The organism is Cupriavidus sp. FW305-F7 (genome assembly GCF_058782875.1).
Map to the genome: position 1 here is coordinate 20780 of NZ_JBYSYC010000031.1, position 17456 is coordinate 38235.

Here is a 17456-nt window from a genome sequence, read left to right on the forward strand (position 1 = left end):
GGCGCAGTGGCGAGCGTCAACCCGACTCGGCCCCTTGACCTGAGCCTTGGCACAAGAAAATGTTTGATGAGAACCCCGCGAGCTATCTCGCCGGACCAAAAAAACGCCAACCCGTATGGGTTGGCGTTTTGCTTGGGGTATTACCGGTATCAGAACTGGTTCATGGTGTTGTCTTTACCCGCCGCTTTCAGGGCCGCTTCGCCGCTGAAATACTCCTTGTGGTCGTCGCCGATGTCCGAGCCGGACATGTTCTGGTGCTTCACGCAGGCGATGCCCTGGCGGATTTCCTTGCGCTGCACGCCAGCCACATAACCCAGCATGCCCTGGTCGCCGAAGTATTCCTTGGCCAGGTTGTCGGTCGACAGTGCGGCGGTGTGGTAGGTCGGCAGCGTAATCAGGTGGTGGAAGATTCCTGCTTCGCGCGACGCGTCGGCCTGGAAGGTCCGGATCTTTTCGTCGGCGAGCTTCGCCAGTTCGGTCTGGTCGTATTCAACGCTCATCAGCTGGGCGCGGTCATATGCCGACACATCCTTGCCCGCGGCTTTCAGCGCGTCATACGCCTGCTGGCGGAAGTTCAGGGTCCAGTTGAATGACGGGCTGTTGTTGTACACCAGCTTGGCGTTCGGGATGACCTTGCGAATCTCGCTGACCATGCCGCCGATCTGGGCGATATGCGGTTTTTCGGTTTCGATCCAGAGCAGGTCAGCGCCGTTTTGCAGTGCGGTGACGCAATCCAGTACGCAGCGCGCTTCGCCCGTGCCGGCGCGGAACTGGAACAGGTTGCTAGGCAGGCGCTTGGGACGCAGCAGCTTGCCGTCGCGCTTGATGATGACGTCACCATTACCCAGTGCGTCGGCCGACAATTCTTCGCAATCGAGGAAGGAATTGTATTGGTCGCCCAGGTCGCCCGGCGTGTGGGTCACGGCGATCTGCTTGGTCAGGCCGGCACCCAGCGAGTCGGTACGGGCCACGATGATGCCGTCGTCCACGCCCAGTTCCAGGAAGGCGTAGCGGATGGCGCGGATCTTGGCCAGGAAGTCCTCATGCGGCACGGTGACCTTGCCATCCTGGTGGCCGCACTGCTTCTCGTCGGACACCTGGTTTTCGATCTGAATGCAGCATGCGCCCGCTTCGATGAACTGCTTGGCCAGCAGGTACGTTGCTTCGGCGTTGCCAAAACCCGCGTCGATGTCCGCGATGATGGGCACGACGTGGGTGACGTGGTTGTCGATCTTCGCCTGGATGGCGGCCTTGGCAGGGCCTTGGGCAGCGTCCAGCTCGCGGAACAGGCCGCCCAGTTCACGGGCGTCAGCCTGGCGCAGGAAGGTGTACAGCTCGCGGATCAGCGCGCTGACGGAGGTTTTTTCGTGCATCGACTGGTCCGGCAGCGGGCCGAACTCGGAGCGCAGCGCAGCCACCATCCAGCCGGACAGGTAAAGGTAGCGGCGCTCGGTGCTGTTGAAGTGCTTCTTGATGGAGATCATCTTCTGCTGGCCGATGAAGCCGTGCCAGCAGCCCAGCGACTGGGTGTACTTCGACGAGTCGGCATCGTAGGCGGCCATGTCGGCGCGCATGATCTTGGCGGTGTATTTGGCGATGTCCAGGCCCGTTTTGAACTTGTTCTGGGCACGCATGCGGGCGGCATACTCGGGATTGATGGCATTCCACGCGCTGCCGTGGTTCTCTTTCAAACCAGCAACTGCCTTGATGTCGTCTTGATACTGGGCCATGGGAATTTCCTAAGAAGAAATTGAGAAAAAAGTTGAGTGTGCTGGCGGATGTCGAGGCAAGCAGCGTGGGTTCATTGTAGGGCGTTCTTGATGCGTGGCGGCAAAGTCTTATATAAGACATAAGAGTTGATTTTCCCTTATTTTTCAATGAGATAGATTGCAAATTTCGCAATGTGGAACACTTTTTCAGAGAACGAAAAATAGCGCCGGGGGAAACACGGCGTAAATTCCACAATGTGAAACGCGCTTTCAGCTGTCGGAGGCAGGGGCGAGCACGGACGGTTGGTTTGCATCTGTCGGCATGCGCGCTACCATCGCGATCCGGCCATCCAGTGGTTACGCACGCAGGTCTTCTAGCCGTTCTTCAAGTAGGTGCCCAGGCCGGGCATCGGCCTAGTGCGGCGCCTGCATGCCGAGATGCGACGCGCGCAGCGTCTGGCTGGGCAGTACGCCGAACAGCCGGCGGTACTGCATGGCGAACCGGCCGATGTCCCAGACCCCGAAGCGCATGCAGATGCTCGTGACCGTCTCGCCTGCTTTGGCATGCAACAGCGCCTGGCGCGCGCGGTGCAAGCGGTGGAGCACCAGATACCGGTGGGGGCTGATGCCGACGTACCGGTTGAACACGTTGCGAATGGTACGTTCCGAGGCACTGGTGGCCGCGCATAGGTCTTCAAGCAGGATGGGCGTGTGCCGCGCCGCTGCCAGGAAATCCATGGCCTGGCTCAGGATGCGACGGTGATTCTGGTGCCTGGCAGTGTCGGTACTGCGCGCTGCCAGCGGCAGCAGGGTGTTGAACGCGTGCCGGAGGAGTTCGCTGCGCGCGGTCTGCTCGCCAGCCGGGTGATGCAACTGGGTAGACTGGCAATCATCGATGAAGAGCAGGCGCCGGGTCAGCGCAAGCAAGGCGCCCAGGCTTGGACCGCCGGTCAAGACAAGATTGCGGGCGAGACATGACAAGTCGGCACTGTCGGCATGTGCCGCCATCCACCGGCAGACGAGCTCGCATGACATGGAGATTGTCATCCAGCTTGCCGGGCGGCTGGCATCTATATGGAACATGCGGTCCGGCGCCATCCAGCCGATTGCGTGGCGGTCGAACCGGCGCCCGTCAACCACCGTGCATTCATGTCCGCTCAGCGGCAGGAACAGGTTGAAGCATCCCGGCATGCCTGCGCCACTGTAGATCGTCGCGGCGCCTTCCTGTCCGGCCATCAAGGCAACGCCATTCAGTTCGAGCACACGCAGGCGCCAGTCCCGTCGCTGCGCCGAGCGCAGCATGTACCGGCCGTTTACGCCATACAGTGACGCTTCGAATTCATCGAACTCCGCATAGCTGGCCTTGGTCATCGTCACCCTCTTGCGCTCAAGTGGATTGGAGTGCCCTGCGGCGGGATGGCTGACACCTGGCGAAGGCTCGGCAAGGCGCCATCCGATTTGCCGATTTTACGTAGCGACTGGCCAGAGTCCAGGAGAATAATTCCGTCACCGCGATGGTTGCCGACCGTGAAGCAGGCTGCCATGTCGACAGCGCACAGGCTGGCGACGATCGCACACATCGGGTCCTCGAGCCGCCGCGGGCTTTCCAATCCCCTTCAGACGGAGCAAGCCATGGGAACGATTACAACCAGGGACGGGACCGAGATCTACCTCAAGGACTGGGGCGCGGGGCAACCAATCGTCTTTCATCACGGCTGGCCCCTGACCGCCGACGACTGGGATGCCCAGCTTCACTTCTTCCTGGCCAGGGGGTTCCGGGTCATTGCGCACGATCGCCGCGGCCACGGCCGCTCCACGCAGACCGCCATCGGCAATGAGATGGACACCTACGCCGCCGACGTAGCCGCGCTCGTTGGGCACCTCGATCTGAAGGACGCTGTCCATGTCGGCCACTCGACTGGCGGCGGCGAAGTGGCGCGCTATGTCGCGAAGCATGGCGCCGGGCGCGTGGCCAAGGCGGTCCTGATCGGTGCCGTACCGCCGATCATGGTCAAGACGGACGCCAATCCGGGGGGCTTGCCGGTGGAGGTGTTTGACGGCTTCCGCGAGCGGGTAGCGATCGACCGCGCCCAGTTCTACAAGGAAGTGCCGGTGCCCTTCTATGGCTACAACCGCGACGGCGCGAAGGTCTCGGAAGGCGTGAAGGACAACTGGTGGCGACAGGGCATGATGGGCGGGGTCAAGGCCCAATACGATTGCATCAAGGCGTTCTCGGAAACTGACTTCACCGAAGACCTGAAGGCCATCGACGTGCCGGTGCTAGTCATGCACGGCGACGACGACCAGATCGTGCCCATCGGGGCCTCGGCCCTGTTGAGCGCGGAGCTGCTGCGCAACGGCACCCTGAAGGTCTACAAGGGCCTGGCGCATGGCATGTGCACGACCCATCCGGATCTCATCAACAACGATCTGCTGGCGTTCGTGCAACGCTGACCAGTGTCGCAGAGGCACGATTGCCAGTGCCGGGGAGGACGATCATGACAGGACCCGCCTACACCAGCGAGTCCACCGGGCTTCTGCTGGTGGATCCGTACAACGCTTTCCTGCGCGAAGGCGGCAAGCTGAACGGCCTGGCCAAGCAGGTGGTCGGACAAACTCGGGACGCTGGCAAATCTGCGTGCGGTGACCAGCGCGGCGCGTTAGCGCGGCATACAGGTATTCTACGTGCCGCACCATCGCGCCCGCCCGGACGAGCATCTCGGCTGGCAGCGCGCCAGCCCCTACCAGCTCGGTCCCAGCCGCGCGCAGGTCTTTGCCGAAGGCACCTGGGGCGGGGACTGGCATCCTGATTTCCGCCCCATGGCCGGCAACGTGATTGTCCATGAGCACTGGGGCGGCAGCGGCTTCGCCAACACGGACCTGGATTTCCAGCTCAAGCAGCACGACATCCGGCAGGTCATCCTGATGGGCTAGCTGGCAAACACCTGCATCGAAGCCATGGGGCGGTTCGCGGCGGAACTTGGCTACCATGTGACCCTGGTGCGGAACGCGACCGCGGCATTCTCGCCGGAAGCCTTGCATGCCGCGCATGAGATCAACGGGCCCACGTTCGCGCATGCCATCCTGACCACCGCCGAATTGCTCGCCGCGCTGGGCGCGCGCTGACGGGGAATTGCGCTACATTGATGGCTGCCCGCATGGGCAAAACCCCCGCATAACAGGAGGCATCATGGGCGAGTACACATCGATCGACGTTCCGGACGGCAACTTCCGGGCCTACCTTGCCAGGCCGACATCAGCGGCAAGCGGCAAGGCCATAGTGGTGATCCAGGAGATCTTCGGCATCAACGACGACATGCGCGCCATTTGCGATCATTTCGCGCAACACGGTTTCACCGCCATCTGCCCGGATCTCTACTGGCGCCAGGAGCCGAACGTCGAACTCACCGACAAGAGCGATGCGGAATGGCAGAAGGCCCTGGCGCTCTACCAGGCCTTCGATGTCGATGCGGGCGTGGGCGACCTGGATGCGACCATCCAGTTCACGCGGCGGCTGGACGGCGTTACCGGCGGCGTGGGCACGGTCGGCTACTGCCTTGGCGGACTGCTGGCATTCCTGACCGCAGTCCGCACCAACGCCGAAGCGGCTGTCTCCTACTACGGCGTCGGCATCGACAAGCATCTCGGCGAGGCCGCGACGTTCACCACGCCGCTGCTGATGCATATCGCCGAGGAAGATGAATTCGTGCCGCCGGAAGCGCGGGCGCGGATCGTCGCGGTGCTGTCGGACAAGCCCAATGTCGAGATACACACGTATCCCGGCTGCATGCACGCCTTCGCGCGAAACCAGGGCGTCCACTATGTCGCCGACGCCGCCAAACGGGCCAATGCCCAGACGCTTTCGTTCTTCCAGGCAATGCCATAGCCTGCGCCGCAACCACGCTACGTCCGGCGGGACCGGGGACGGCGCCGTTGAACCCAATGCTCCCTTGGATCGTCAAGTCAGCTTCGCCGGATGAGGCTTGCGTGAATGGATCAAAAACGCAACGCCGTAGCCAGGCGGCTCAATGAACGTCCGCGCAAGACACTAGACTTCGATACACCGGCGGAACGATTTCATCAATCTGTTGCATCGACCGGTTGATTCCACAGCCGGAGTCGGTCAGCCGCTTTGCAAACAGACCCACTGTTGTTCGCGAATAGCCAGAGGGAAAGACCGCCGCCTAAGCTGCGGCCTTCCATCCGGCCAGAGCATTTCTCATCCACCGGCAACATCAGAACCCAACTCACTCGTCCGGAGAAGCTCCTCCGCAGTCTGATCAAGCTGCGCTTTGAGCATCGCCACCAGACAATGCACGCCGTGGCACACCTCTGACCGTTCGCTTTCAACTTCCAGCAGGGACAGGACGCAGCCCAGGCCGGCGCTGACGCGTCCAAGCGAGTACAGGCAGTCTGGAATGGCGGCCAGGATGATGTCTTGTTTCGAAGCGGTTTGGTCTTGCATTGCGAGCTCCTAGGGAAGGTTGGAGGACCCGCCTGATGCACTCAGTTGGAGGGTGGCGGGTCTGACAGCGGGGGTAGCAATACCGGCAATCCAAGGGAGCCCGGCCAGCCTTTCGGCTGCCCCGCCCGGCCCGCCGTTGAAAGAGAGCCAGCACATGCGCGGAGACGAGGCCGTATGAAACGGCGATCCCTTGGAGCTGTTCAGGTTGCTACGCCCGGTCGCCGTTGTTTCGGCGACGGGTCTAGTGTTGCCGTCCCTTGTGTCTGTGGCGATAAGAGGATTCGCAATCGTCCCGATGGTTCTTCGTCAGCACTAGACATCGGCACGCGTACTTCATGCTGTACGATGGCCATTGAACTGGCATCCGCCATAGTGTCTACACCGCTGTTGCAAGAGGCGCGCTTCAGCGGCGAACAGGACATACTCGTCGCCTGTCCGACGTGACAGCAGCCCATTGCTGAACGCGACACAGGACTTTGCTTACCGCCCCCTCGACATGGACATCTCCACGCGCGACCTACGCGCCTTCCTGGCCTTGATCGAAGCGCGCAACTTCACGCGCGCCGCCAGTGTGTTGGCGCTCTCGCAGCCGGCCTTCAGCGCCCTGATCGCGGCCCTGGAAAACCACGTAGGTGCGAAGCTGTTCGACCGCTCCACGCGTACCATCACGCTGACACCGGAAGGCAAGCTCTTTGCCGAACACGCGGCCCGGCTGCTGGCTGAGATCAACGATGCGGTCGGCAGCGTGCGCGACCATGCTTCGCTCAAGCGCGGCCGGACCACGGTTGCCGTGATACCGAGCCTTGCCGGCGGCTGGTTTCCGGACATCCTGCAGTCATTCGCGCGCCTGCACCCGAACGTCAGCGTGCTGCTGCGAGACGAGTTCTCGCACGAAGCGATCGCCGCCGCGCGCGACGGCGACGCGGACTTCGCCATCGCGACACCGGCAGAGCCCATGATGCCCGGCATGCGGCTCGCTCATTTCCACGCGGACCGTTTCTCGGTGATCTGCCCCAAGGGACATCCCCTCGCCACGCGCCGCACGCTCAAGCCAAGGGACCTGTTGCCCTATCCCTTCATTGCCGCACCGCGCGGCAGCGTCGCCATGGCGCGGCTTGTCGCCAGGATCGCGCCTGCGCGGCTGAATGTCGTGCACGAAGTCGAGCACCTGCACACGATGCTGGGCATGGTGCGTGCTGGCGTGGGCATCAGCGTCGCTCCCAACCTGGCGCTGCAGGCACTCGCGCTGCGTGATCAGGTTGCGATTCCGCTAGACCGCAGCCTGACGCGGGACATCTACCTGGTCACGCGCGAGCCGCCCAATTTCTCTGCCGCGGCGGCGGCGCTGTTCGACTTCATCCAGGATCATCCGCCCGACACGGCGCCGCGCACGCGTAAGTGCTAGAACGGATGGGTCAGCAATCGGCGCAGCGTGCGGATGCCGTCGATGTAGTTGCCCAGACGCAGGTTCTCGTCGTGGCTGTGCTGGTTGTTGTCAGCGTTGACCAGCGGCAGCAGCACGCACGGGACGCCGAGTTCGCGCACCGCAATGCCGGTGGGAACCGAGCCGCCCATCATGCGGATGCACACCGGCGCTTCGCCATGCGCCGCGACCAGTGCTCCTTCCACCCAGCGGCACACGGGCTCGTCGGCCGGGGTACGCACCGCATGGGCCATACCGTTGAAGCGTGGCTGCACCAGGCGCGCCAGTTTTGGGTACCGTCGGCGATCATCCTCGGTGGGCTCGCCCTCGATCAGGTGGAAGCCCTGCGCCAGGACGTGCGCGCGCAGCAGCCCGAACAGCCGTTCCGGGTCTGTCTCCGGCACGGTGCGGACATCGAATGTTGCCGTGGCTTGCGCGGGAATGATCGTGCGCGCCGCTGCGCCGACCTGAGCGGCAGCGATGCCCACCACGTTGAGCGTCGGGTACTGCAGCGCTTCTTGGTATGTCCCGCCCACGCGCTCCGGCTGCGCAATGCCGGCACGCGCGCGCAAGACACCGTCGTCGTCCGGCACGCTTTCGAGCTGGCGGCGGTAGTCGTCGGTCAACGCAATGCCGTCGTAGAACCCGTCCACCCGCACCTTGCCATCGTCGTCTTTCATCGACGCCAGCAACATTGCCAGGCGGAACACAGGGTTCGCCGCGTAGTTGCCGAACTGGCCGCTATGCAGGTCGCGGCGGGGGCCAAATACGGTCAGCGTGGTCATGAACGCGCCGCGATTGCCGAGGATCATGGTGGGGCGATTGCTGGCGTGCATCGAGCCGTCGAGCACCAGCATCGCGTCAGCCTTCAGGGCCTCGCGGTTGGCCGACACCACCGTCCCGAGGTTGGGCGCGCCGATCTCCTCTTCGCTGTCGAGCAGCACCTTGAGATGCACCGACGTGCCGCGCGCCTCTTCGGCCAGGCTGTCCAACGCAGCCAGCAGCATCATGATGGGCCCCTTGTCATCCGCCACCGCGCGCGCCACGAGCCGCGCATCGCGATCGATCTCGTCGCCGACAAGCGCATCGGAAGGATCGATGTATGCGACATCCGGCATCGACCAAGAGGGGCGCAGCGTTGGCTGCCACGGGCTGGGCTGGCTCCATGGCTGGTTGGCCACGGGCTGCGCATCCATATGCATGTAGCAGAGGATGGTTGGCGCTGCCGGATCCGGGCAGCGGCGCCCGGCCAGCAGCATGGGACGTTCGCCGTTTGATAGCGACGTCACCGCGAAGCCGCGGCGCGCGAATGCCTGCGACAGCCAGTCGGCCGTCTTGCATACGTCCGCGGCATCGGCTGTCACATTCGGCAGCCTCAGGAGCGCGAGAAACTCGCGCCAGCTCGCGCGCGCGGCCTGTACGGCGCGCACATCTTCAGTCGCATAGTCCGGCGCGGCGCGCATAGTGGATTGAGCCGGCATCGCGTCACTCCATGCGGATGTTTGCATCCCGCGCCAACTGGCGGAACTGCGTGATCTCTGCGCGCGTCCTGCGCCGGAACTCCTCCGCGCCGCCAGACAGCGTTTCCAGGCCCTGCTTGGCCAGGACTTCGCGATACTCTGCGTCCTGCACGATCGCACGCAACTCCGCCTGCAGCCGATCTACGATCGGCGCCGGGGTGCCCTTGGGCGCGACCAGCCCATACCAGAACGAGGCTCCGCCACTGGCGACGCCCACCTCGGCGAATGTCGGCACGTTGGGTAGCAATGGTGAACGCGTGGCCGAACTAATCGCCAGCGGACGCAGCTTGCCGGCATTGATATTCCCCTGCACGACCGCCACCGGATCGATACTCAGGTCGATCTGCCCGCCGATGACATCGGTTAAGACCTGCGCGCTGCCCTTGTACGGCACCGCCGTCATGTCCGCCTTGATGCTGCGGGCGATCATCGCGCCCACCAGGTGGGGTGCGGAGCCGGGACCGAAGGTGCCGTAGGTCACGCCAGCGCCTCCGGCATTGGCCTGCCTGGCGATATCGGCGAAGCTATGGATCTTGCCAGCGGCGCGCGTCGATACCACCACGGCGGTCTGCGCCACTATGCCGATCGGCGTCCAGGTCGTGTCGGGATTCAGCGGCAGGTCCTGCCGCAGCGCCGGCAGCACGGAGAAAGTGGTCGAACCCGAATACAGCAACGTCAGCCCATCCCGCGCAGCCTTGGCGACGAATTCGCTGCCAATCGCCGTCACCGCACCGGCACGGTTTTCGACGATCACGGGTTGGCCCAGGCGAGCCTGGAGCTTGGAGGCCAGCGCTCGCGCCGCGATGTCGGTCGTACCGCCCGCACCGAACGGTACGACGATCCTGACCGGACGCTGGGGATAAGGGTCGGCATCAGAGGCGATGGCGGCAAGCGGGACGCCTGACAGAGAGATCAGAAGCGCAACGCCAAGGCGTCGACGCAGGGGGGCAACAAGCATGACGGGAACTCGTGGGGGGGATCTGTCTTGCATGCACTCTACGTTTCCGCAACTGAGCTGTGAAATCGATTGTTCAGGTCAAACTATTTGTTTTTCAGATCGAAAATCTGCGCCCTAACACGTCTAGTTGCCAGTATTTGACCATTCGTCATTCGTCTGACAGGCCGACGACCGCATGGGCCCGCAACAATCCTGACATGGAGGGAGACTCCCAAAAGAAAAAACCGCAGCCAAAGCTGCGGTTTTTCATCCTGCTAGAGCCCTACCCGCTCAAACTTCCTCATACAGCGGCAGCGTCAGGAACTCAGCAAAATCCTCCGACGTAGACATCTGCTCAAAAATCTCGGCAGCCCGGTCATACGTCTTGGTATCGCCACCCACCAGTGCCTTCACCTTCGCCAGCTCTTCCGGAATCAGCTTGCGCACCAGCTCAGCGGTCACCTTGGTGCCGTCTTCCAGCTTGCCCTTCGGCGAGCGGATCCACTGCCACACCTGCGAGCGCGAGATCTCGGCGGTAGCAGCATCTTCCATCAGGTTGTGGATCGGCACGCAGCCGTTACCGTCCAGCCAGGCGCCCAGGTAGTGGATGCCGACGTTGATGTTCATGCGCAGGCCGTGCTCGGTGATCGGCGTTTCTGGCTTGAAGTCGAGCAGGTCGGCGCCCTTCACTTGCACGTCCGGGCGTTGCTTGCCGAACTGGTTGGGCTTGTCGCCCAGCACTGCCACGAATTCCTTCATGGCCGGCTCGACTAGGCCCGGATGGGCCACCCAGCCGCCGTCGTAGCCGTCGGTGGCGTCGCGGCGCTTGTCGCTGATGATGCCTTCCATGGCGATGGCGTTCTTCTCCGGATCGTTCTTGATCGGGATCAGCGCGCTCATGCCGCCCATGGCGGGAGCGCCACGGTGGTGGCAGGTCTTGAGCAGCAGCAGCGCGTAGGCGCGCATGAACGGCGCGGTCATGGTGACCTTGGCGCGGTCGGCCAGGCAGAAGTCCTTGTCGTTCTTGAACTTCTTGATGCACGAGAAGATGTAGTCCCAGCGGCCGGCGTTCAGGCCCGCGCTGTGCTCGCGCAGTTCATACAGGATTTCGTCCATCTCGAACGCCGCCAGGATCGTTTCGATCAGGACGGTGGCCTTGATGGTGCCTTGCGGTAGGCTGATTTCGTTCTGCGCCATCACGAAGATGTCGTTCCACAGGCGTGCTTCCAGATGGCTTTCCATCTTGGGCAGGTAGAAGAACGGGCCGGCGCCGCGGGCGATCTGCTCCTTGGCGTTGTGGAACAGGAACAGCGCGAAGTCGAAGATGCCGCCCGAAATGCGCTTGCCGTCGATGGTGACGTGCTTCTCGTCCAGGTGCCAGCCGCGCGGACGCACTTGCAGGGTGGCGATCTTGTCGTTCAGCTTGTATTGCTTGCCCTTGGATTCCAGGGTCAGCGTGCGGCGCACGGCGGCCTTCAGGTTGACCTGGCCCTGCAGCTGGTTGTGCCAGTTGGGGGTGTTGGAATCCTCGAAGTCGGTCATGTAGCTGTCAGCGCCCGAGTTGAAGGCGTTGATGACCATCTTGGCCTCGACCGGGCCGGTGATTTCCACGCGGCGGCATTCCAGGGCCTGGGGGATCGGGGCAACTTTCCAGTCGCCTTCACGGATGCTCTTGGTTTCCGGCAGGAAGTCAGGGATCTCACCGGCGTCCAGGCGCTTGGCGCGTTCCACGCGCGCGGCCAGCAGTTCCTGACGGCGCGGCTCAAAGGCGCGGTGCAGCTTGTCTACCAGGGCCAGGGCTTCCGGCGTGAGGATATCTTCGTAGGCCGGCAGGATCTCGCCGGTAATCTTCATGCCCGCGGGCAGCGTGATAGCCATCAGTCTTCTCCTGTGTTCGATAGCGATAAGGCTTGGTTGAAGGGACCCTGCTACACCGCCACGCCACGGGCGCGGACGAATTCCAGCAGGTCGTTCATGTCGTGCCCGGTGCCGGAGGGGGCTACGTCGAGCCGCTCCGCCGGATGGCCGGCACGGTTGATCCAGAACGTGGTGTAGCCGAACCAGGTGGCGCCGCAGGCGTCCCAGCCGTTGGATGAGACAAAGAGCATCTCTTCCGCGGGCAGGCTGAAGGCTTGCGGCCCCAGCGCGTAGGTGGCCGGCGCGGTCTTGTACTGGCGCACGGCGTCCACCGACAGCACGTGGTCGAACAGGCCATGCATGCCGGAGCTCTTGACCGAGATGTCCAGCATCTCGGCATTGCCGTTGGACAGGATGCCCAGCGGCAGCCTGGCGCGGCGCAGGCGCTTGAGCGCTCCCAGGTTCTCCGGGAACGCGGACAGGCACGCATATTCCTTGAGCAGCTGCGCTTCGGCGGCTTCGTCCAGCGTCAGGCTCAGGCGCTCGGCTGCGTAGCGCAGCGCGTCCACGGTGATCGCCCAGAACGGCTTGTAGCGCGAGCCATCGGGGGCGGCCATGGTGCGGATGCGCGTGTAGTCGATCTGCCGGTCCCGCCACAGCAGCGCCAGCGCCTCGCCGCGGCCCGGGAACAGTTGTTCCGCGCGCGCGGTGACGGAATACACGTCGAACAGCGTGCCATAGGCATCGAAGACGACTGCGCGGATCTTGTTCATGAGGGCCTGGGCAACCTGCAACGGTACGGGCGACTGGGTGGATGGACGAGCAGACCACAGCTGCGTGGCTCTGTACACCATTGAATGCATCGAATTGTAGGGAGACGCTGCAGTGCGGCAAAGTGGTCGCGGGTCACTTGATCTTTTACTTTTAGGCCACTAATCTTGGCTGACTAAAACAAAACTCCGCACCAAATTCTCCTCACTGCCGGCCATATGGACGCAACGCCACCGATTGTGTGCCCATGCCGGCACACAGCAGGCAAACATTTGTGGACCATTTCAAACAACTGGAGACCTTTGTATCCGTCGCGTCGCGCGGCAGCCTTTCCGCAGCGGCGGCGGCCGAAGGCGTGGCGCCGGCCATCATCGGGCGGCGCATCGACGCGCTGGAGGAGCGCCTGGGCGTCAAACTGCTGGTACGGACCACGCGCAAGATCAGCCTGACCTTTGAAGGCTCTGCCTTCCTGGAAGACTGCCAGCGCATCCTGAACGACCTGCACAACGCCGAGGCCAGCGTCTCTGCCGGCGGGGTCAAGGCCAGCGGGCACCTGCGCGTGACCGCCCCGGCGGGCTATGGCCGCAAGCACGTGGCGCCGCTGGTGCCGCTGTTTATTGAGTCGCACCCGGACGTTTCGATCACGCTGGACCTGTCTGACCGCGTGGTCGACCTGATCAATGAAGGCTTCGACTGCGCCATCCGCCTGGGCGACCTGCCCGACTCCAGCCTGGTATCGATCCGGCTGGCGGAAACGCGCCGCGTGGTGGTGGCCTCGCCCGAGTACCTGGCGCGCGCCGGGCGTCCCGGCGCGCCGGAAGACCTGCAGCGCCACAACTGCCTTGCCTTTGGCGCCAGCGCCAATGTGCAGCGTGGCTGGGTGTTCCAGGAGGAAGGCCGCGCGGTCACGGTCAAGGTGGGCGGCACCATGGAATGCAGCGACGGCGCGGTGCTGCATGAGTGGTGCCTGCAAGGCAACGGGCTGGCGTGGCGCTCCTGGTGGGAGGTGGGCAGCGAGATCGGCAGCGGGCGGCTGGTGACGGTACTGGATGAGTTCCAGGCGCCGCCGATCGGCATCCACGCGGTGTTTCCGCAGCGCAAGCACCTGCCGCTGCGGGTGCGGCTGTTTATCGATCACCTGAAGAACACCTACGGCAACCCGTCCTACTGGCGCCGTGCCGAACAGGCCGCGGCCATGCCGGTTGCGGAGGTCCTGGCGGACTGAGGAATGGGGCGCATGCGGGTGTACTGAGACACTTTCATTGCAATTGATTCCGCGCAATGCCCTTCTCGGCACACTGACTACAATGGATTCGTGACAGGCGCTTCCCGTCGCCCCGGCAACCACCGAGCTGGCTGCCCTGCCCCGATCCCCTAGTCAGAAAAGGAGCCCCGCATGTTCCAACATATCCTGCTACCCACCGACGGCTCGGAACTCTCCAAGAAAGCCATCAACGGCGGACTGGAGCTCGCCAAGGCCATCGGCGCGCGCATCACAGCCTATGTCTGCCTGGAGGAGTACCCCTACACGCCGTTCAGCGAAATCGTGGTCGAGGCCCCGCAGTCCTTCAAGGACCGCATCGAGAACCAGGCCAAGCTATACCTGAAAGAGGTCGAGAACCTGGCCACGGCGGCGGGCGTGACCTTCGATGCCGATATGTCGACCTTTGCCGTGCCCTACCTGGGCATCATCGACGCTGCCGAGCGCCATGGCTGCGATGTGATCTTCATGGCGTCGCACGGCCGGCGCGGCTTGTCCGGCCTGTTGCTGGGCAGCGAGACGCAGAAGGTGCTGACGCATACCGACATCCCCGTGATCGTCTACCGCTGACCCCCGGCGCATAGCGCCAGCAAAGCAAAACCGCCCGCACCGGCATGATCGGTGCGGGCGGTTTTTTGCTTGCGCAGTCCGCTTACGAAGCCTTGCTGATGCGCTGCTCGATATGCTTGGCGCGGTCTTCCGAGCCCGGGTGCGACGAGAACATGCTGGACTTGCCGCCGTCCAGCTTGGCCAGCTTCTGGAACGCCGTCACCAGGCCACGCGTGTTGGCCTTGTTCTTGGTCAGCAGGTCGAAGGAATAGTCATCCGCCGCGCTTTCCTGCGACTGCGAGAACTGCGCATTGATCAGCTGCTCGCCCAGTTCGCCCAGTTGCGACTGCGACAGCGCCGCCACCGCACTGTTGCCGGCAGCTGCTGCTGCGCCGCGTGCGGCCGTGGCCGTGTACGCAACCTGCATGGCCTTCTTGGTGTGGCCCAGCGCCACGTGGCCCAGCTCATGGCCCAGCACGCCACGCACTTCGTCGTCGGTCATCATGTCCATCAGGCCGCTGTAGACGCGCACGCAGCCGTTGGCCATGGCCCAGGCGTTGACGTCCTTGGTCATGTAGACCTTGGCGTTGACGTTGGGCACATCGCTGTTCTTCAGCCCGCTCATGATCTTGACCAGGCGCTTGCTGTAGGTGGTGTTGGCAGCAGCGATCTTGTTGGTCTTGTCCGATTCAGCGCAAGCTTGGTCGGACAGGCTCTTGACGTCGGCGTCAGACAGCGTGGCGGCCTTGGCCAGCGACGTGCCGGCGCTCATCACGCCATCGAGATTGGTGGGCATGCCGCCGGAACAGCCGGCCAGCAGTGCCGCCGCGACGGCGCAGGAAGCGAGCGAGAGAGATGCTTTCATGATGTTGTTCTTGGTGAGTAGCTCGGAAGTGCCGATAAAGGCCCCGGCACTTTAAGCCATCCTTCTTACGGCGGGAATCACCCAAATGCTGCAAGTCGCCAAAAATGACAATTTATTGCATTCCAGCAGATTCGCGCCCGCCGCAAGCCCAGCGCTTCGATGCCGGCTCACGGCAATGCATCTCTTCGACCAGGTCGCCAATACAAAAAAACCCGCGCGGCGCGAACCGGGCGGGCTTTCGAATCTGGTTGCGGGGGCAGGACTTGAACCTGCGACCTTCGGGTTATGAGCCCGACGAGCTGCCAACTGCTCCACCCCGCGGGGCGCAATATACGCGAGTTGGCAGCATCTGGATACCCTTGAATGAGAAAAGCCGCTCCGGCGTGAACCTGGCCAGGCTTGGGAGGCAACTCTGCATAGCTTTGAGTCTTGAACACCCGTTGAACGGCAACCCGCCAACCCTCCCCGCGTCGGAAAATAAAAAAACGCGCCGTCCCTGAGAGAGAACGGCGCGGCGCCTAAATCAGAAAGCGTGATGGTCGCACGCCTTCTTTAACCGCCGGACCCACGTTCCGGCGGGGGTGACCAGGAGAGTCAGGCCACTTTCTTGTCTTCGAAGAACTGTTCGTTTTCGGTCGAACCTTTCAGGGCGGTCGTCGACGACTGGCCGCCTTCGATGGTCTGGGTCACGGCGTCGAAGTAGCCGGTGCCGACTTCGCGCTGGTGCTTGACCGCGGTGAAGCCCTTCTCGGCTGCCTTAAACTCGGCTTCCTGCAGTTCCACGAACGCGCTCATCTGGTTGCGGGCGTAGCCGTAGGCCAGGTTGAACATCGAGTAGTTCAGCGAGTGGAAGCCGGCCAGGGTGATGAACTGGAACTTGTAGCCCATAGCGCCCAGTTCCCTCTGGAACTTGGCGATGGTGGCGTCGTCCAGGTTCTTCTTCCAGTTGAACGACGGCGAGCAGTTGTAGGCCAGCATCTTGCCTGGGAACTTGGCGTGCACGGCTTCGGCAAACTTCTTGGCGAACTCGAGGTCCGGCTTGCCGGTTTCGCACCACACCAGGTCAGCCACTTCAGCGTAGGCCAGGGCGCGCGAGATCGACTGCTCCAGGCCGTTGCGCACGCGGTAGAAACCTTCCACGGTGCGCTCGCCGGTGCAGAACGGCTTGTCGTTCTCGTCTACGTCCGAGGTCAGCAGGTCGGCGGCCTCGGCGTCGGTACGGGCGATCACCAGGGTCGGCACGCCCGAGACGTCGGCGGCCAGGCGGGCAGCGGTCAGCTTGGCGACGGCTTCGCGGGTCGGCACCAGCACCTTGCCGCCCATGTGGCCGCACTTCTTCACCGAAGCGAGTTGGTCTTCGAAGTGCACGCCGGCGGCGCCCGCTTCGATCATCGACTTCATCAGTTCGAACGCATTCAGCACGCCGCCGAAGCCGGCTTCAGCATCCGCCACGATCGGGGCGAAGAAGTCGGTGTCGCCCTTGCCTTCGCTCCACTGGATCTGGTCGGCGCGCTGGAAGGTGTTGTTGATGCGCTTGACGACTTGCGGCACCGAGTTGGCCGGGTACAGCGACTGGTCGGGGTACATTTCACCGGCCAGGTTGGCGTCGCCTGCGACTTGCCACCCCGACAGGTAGATGGCCTTCAGGCCGGCCTTCACTTGCTGCATGGCCTGGTTGCCGGTCAGCGCGCCCAGCGAGTTGACGAACGGCTCGGTGTGCAACAGGTTCCACAGCTTCTCGGAGCCGCGGCGTGCCAGAGTGTGTTCGACCTGAACCGAACCACGCAGGCGCACCACGTCTTCGGCGGTGAAGTTGCGCTTGATACCCTTCCAGCGGGGATTGGTATCCCAGTCTTTCTGCAGGGCCTGGATCTGTTCTTGGCGGGTCATGGTCACTCTCCTGATGATGCGGGGATGGCTGAGAATCTCTTGACCACCTGGCCTGGGCTGATCGCGGTGCTGCTGCGTGGGTCGCTGTTTTTCGCGCCTCAGGTCATAGGTCTTATATAAGAGTGTAGAAAACCCTCCCGCGTTGCAACAACCTTGATCTGCGATTGTCGCTTAGTTTTTTATCTCAATAATTCAATGACTTAGCGATT

At 63.2% G+C, this 17456-nt stretch carries 14 protein-coding genes, 1 tRNA gene and 1 pseudogene; 6 read left to right on the forward strand and 10 right to left on the reverse strand.

The genetic code is table 11. From position 1 onward, the window contains the following. Window positions 1-149: 149 nt before the first annotated feature. Window positions 150-1730, reverse strand: coding sequence for an isocitrate lyase (locus AC3WL8_RS25645; RefSeq protein ID WP_211979829.1), 1581 nt, complete (start codon window positions 1728-1730; stop codon window positions 150-152). Between the two features lie 393 nt (window positions 1731-2123). Next, a complete protein-coding gene (locus AC3WL8_RS25650; protein WP_211979830.1) occupies window positions 2124-3080 on the reverse strand; it encodes a helix-turn-helix domain-containing protein in 957 nt (318 codons plus the stop codon). Window positions 3081-3341: 261 nt separating this feature from the next. Here AC3WL8_RS25650 and AC3WL8_RS25655 point away from each other — a divergent pair, with 261 nt between their 5' ends. The 3 genes and pseudogenes from AC3WL8_RS25655 to AC3WL8_RS25665 all read left to right on the forward strand — a co-directional run bounded on the left by AC3WL8_RS25655 (window position 3342) and on the right by AC3WL8_RS25665 (window position 5595). Beyond that, entirely contained in the window at window positions 3342-4163 is an 822-nt protein-coding gene (locus AC3WL8_RS25655; protein WP_211979831.1) for an alpha/beta fold hydrolase, read from the forward strand. Between the two features lie 231 nt (window positions 4164-4394). After that, window positions 4395-4835: pseudogene (locus tag AC3WL8_RS25660) on the forward strand (cysteine hydrolase family protein). 64 nt (window positions 4836-4899) lie between these two features. After that, window positions 4900-5595 (forward strand): dienelactone hydrolase family protein, encoded by a 696-nt coding sequence (locus AC3WL8_RS25665; protein ID WP_211982277.1) that lies wholly within the window; start codon window positions 4900-4902, stop codon window positions 5593-5595. A gap of 333 nt (window positions 5596-5928) precedes the next feature. On the opposite strand, the gene AC3WL8_RS25670 is transcribed toward AC3WL8_RS25665, so the two are convergent. Continuing rightward, the gene (locus AC3WL8_RS25670) at window positions 5929-6174 is read right to left on the reverse strand and encodes a DUF1484 family protein (RefSeq protein ID WP_013957083.1); all 246 of its coding nucleotides are present in this window, start codon (window positions 6172-6174) and stop codon (window positions 5929-5931) included. 454 nt (window positions 6175-6628) lie between these two features. Here AC3WL8_RS25670 and AC3WL8_RS25675 point away from each other — a divergent pair, with 454 nt between their 5' ends. Continuing rightward, entirely contained in the window at window positions 6629-7579 is a 951-nt protein-coding gene (locus tag AC3WL8_RS25675) for a LysR family transcriptional regulator (RefSeq protein ID WP_211979832.1), read from the forward strand. Here the strand turns inward: AC3WL8_RS25675 and AC3WL8_RS25680 are convergent. From AC3WL8_RS25680 to AC3WL8_RS25695, 4 genes are all read right to left on the reverse strand, one after another. Beyond that, window positions 7576-9078: a M20/M25/M40 family metallo-hydrolase gene (locus tag AC3WL8_RS25680; protein WP_211979833.1), complete on the reverse strand. Its 1503-nt coding sequence runs from the start codon at window positions 9076-9078 to the stop codon at window positions 7576-7578. The genes AC3WL8_RS25675 and AC3WL8_RS25680 overlap by 4 nt on opposite strands. 4 nt (window positions 9079-9082) lie before the next feature. Continuing rightward, window positions 9083-10075 (reverse strand): Bug family tripartite tricarboxylate transporter substrate binding protein, encoded by a 993-nt coding sequence (locus tag AC3WL8_RS25685; RefSeq protein ID WP_211979834.1) that lies wholly within the window; start codon window positions 10073-10075, stop codon window positions 9083-9085. Between the two features lie 270 nt (window positions 10076-10345). Then, window positions 10346-11932, reverse strand: a complete 1587-nt coding sequence (aceB, locus tag AC3WL8_RS25690; RefSeq protein ID WP_013957087.1) for a malate synthase A — start codon at window positions 11930-11932, stop codon at window positions 10346-10348. A 50-nt stretch (window positions 11933-11982) separates the two neighbouring features. Further along, entirely contained in the window at window positions 11983-12684 is a 702-nt protein-coding gene (locus AC3WL8_RS25695) for a haloacid dehalogenase type II (RefSeq protein WP_013957088.1), read from the reverse strand. Between the two features lie 272 nt (window positions 12685-12956). Between AC3WL8_RS25695 and AC3WL8_RS25700 the strand changes: the two genes are divergently transcribed. Further along, window positions 12957-13907, forward strand: coding sequence for a substrate binding domain-containing protein (locus tag AC3WL8_RS25700; protein WP_492379079.1), 951 nt, complete (start codon window positions 12957-12959; stop codon window positions 13905-13907). A gap of 171 nt (window positions 13908-14078) precedes the next feature. Beyond that, window positions 14079-14513, forward strand: coding sequence for a universal stress protein (locus AC3WL8_RS25705; protein ID WP_013957090.1), 435 nt, complete (start codon window positions 14079-14081; stop codon window positions 14511-14513). A gap of 82 nt (window positions 14514-14595) precedes the next feature. Here the strand turns inward: AC3WL8_RS25705 and loiP are convergent, their stop codons facing one another. From loiP to aceA, 3 genes are all read right to left on the reverse strand, one after another. After that, on the reverse strand, window positions 14596-15357 hold the full coding sequence (loiP, locus tag AC3WL8_RS25710; protein ID WP_114134201.1) for a metalloprotease LoiP: 762 nt from the start codon (window positions 15355-15357) through the stop codon (window positions 14596-14598). A 245-nt stretch (window positions 15358-15602) separates the two neighbouring features. Continuing rightward, window positions 15603-15678, reverse strand: a tRNA-Met gene (locus tag AC3WL8_RS25715). A 273-nt stretch (window positions 15679-15951) separates the two neighbouring features. Continuing rightward, on the reverse strand, window positions 15952-17247 hold the full coding sequence (aceA, locus tag AC3WL8_RS25720) for an isocitrate lyase (RefSeq protein ID WP_211979836.1): 1296 nt from the start codon (window positions 17245-17247) through the stop codon (window positions 15952-15954). Between the last annotated feature and the right edge of the window lie 209 nt (window positions 17248-17456).

What these genes read in the sequence shown, in the direction of transcription:
- aceA (WP_211979836.1), bottom strand. Translation starts at nt 17,247, where the DNA reads ATGACCCGCCAAGAACAGATCCAGGCCCTGCAGAAAGACTGGGATACC.
- AC3WL8_RS25645 (WP_211979829.1), bottom strand. Translation starts at nt 1,730, where the DNA reads ATGGCCCAGTATCAAGACGACATCAAGGCAGTTGCTGGTTTGAAAGAG.
- AC3WL8_RS25705 (WP_013957090.1), top strand. Translation starts at nt 14,079, where the DNA reads ATGTTCCAACATATCCTGCTACCCACCGACGGCTCGGAACTCTCCAAG.
- AC3WL8_RS25665 (WP_211982277.1), top strand. Translation starts at nt 4,900, where the DNA reads ATGGGCGAGTACACATCGATCGACGTTCCGGACGGCAACTTCCGGGCC.
- loiP (WP_114134201.1), bottom strand. Translation starts at nt 15,357, where the DNA reads ATGAAAGCATCTCTCTCGCTCGCTTCCTGCGCCGTCGCGGCGGCACTG.
- AC3WL8_RS25655 (WP_211979831.1), top strand. Translation starts at nt 3,342, where the DNA reads ATGGGAACGATTACAACCAGGGACGGGACCGAGATCTACCTCAAGGAC.
- AC3WL8_RS25650 (WP_211979830.1), bottom strand. Translation starts at nt 3,080, where the DNA reads ATGACCAAGGCCAGCTATGCGGAGTTCGATGAATTCGAAGCGTCACTG.
- AC3WL8_RS25680 (WP_211979833.1), bottom strand. Translation starts at nt 9,078, where the DNA reads ATGCCGGCTCAATCCACTATGCGCGCCGCGCCGGACTATGCGACTGAA.
- aceB (WP_013957087.1), bottom strand. Translation starts at nt 11,932, where the DNA reads ATGGCTATCACGCTGCCCGCGGGCATGAAGATTACCGGCGAGATCCTG.
- AC3WL8_RS25695 (WP_013957088.1), bottom strand. Translation starts at nt 12,684, where the DNA reads ATGAACAAGATCCGCGCAGTCGTCTTCGATGCCTATGGCACGCTGTTC.
- AC3WL8_RS25685 (WP_211979834.1), bottom strand. Translation starts at nt 10,075, where the DNA reads ATGCTTGTTGCCCCCCTGCGTCGACGCCTTGGCGTTGCGCTTCTGATC.
- AC3WL8_RS25670 (WP_013957083.1), bottom strand. Translation starts at nt 6,174, where the DNA reads ATGCAAGACCAAACCGCTTCGAAACAAGACATCATCCTGGCCGCCATT.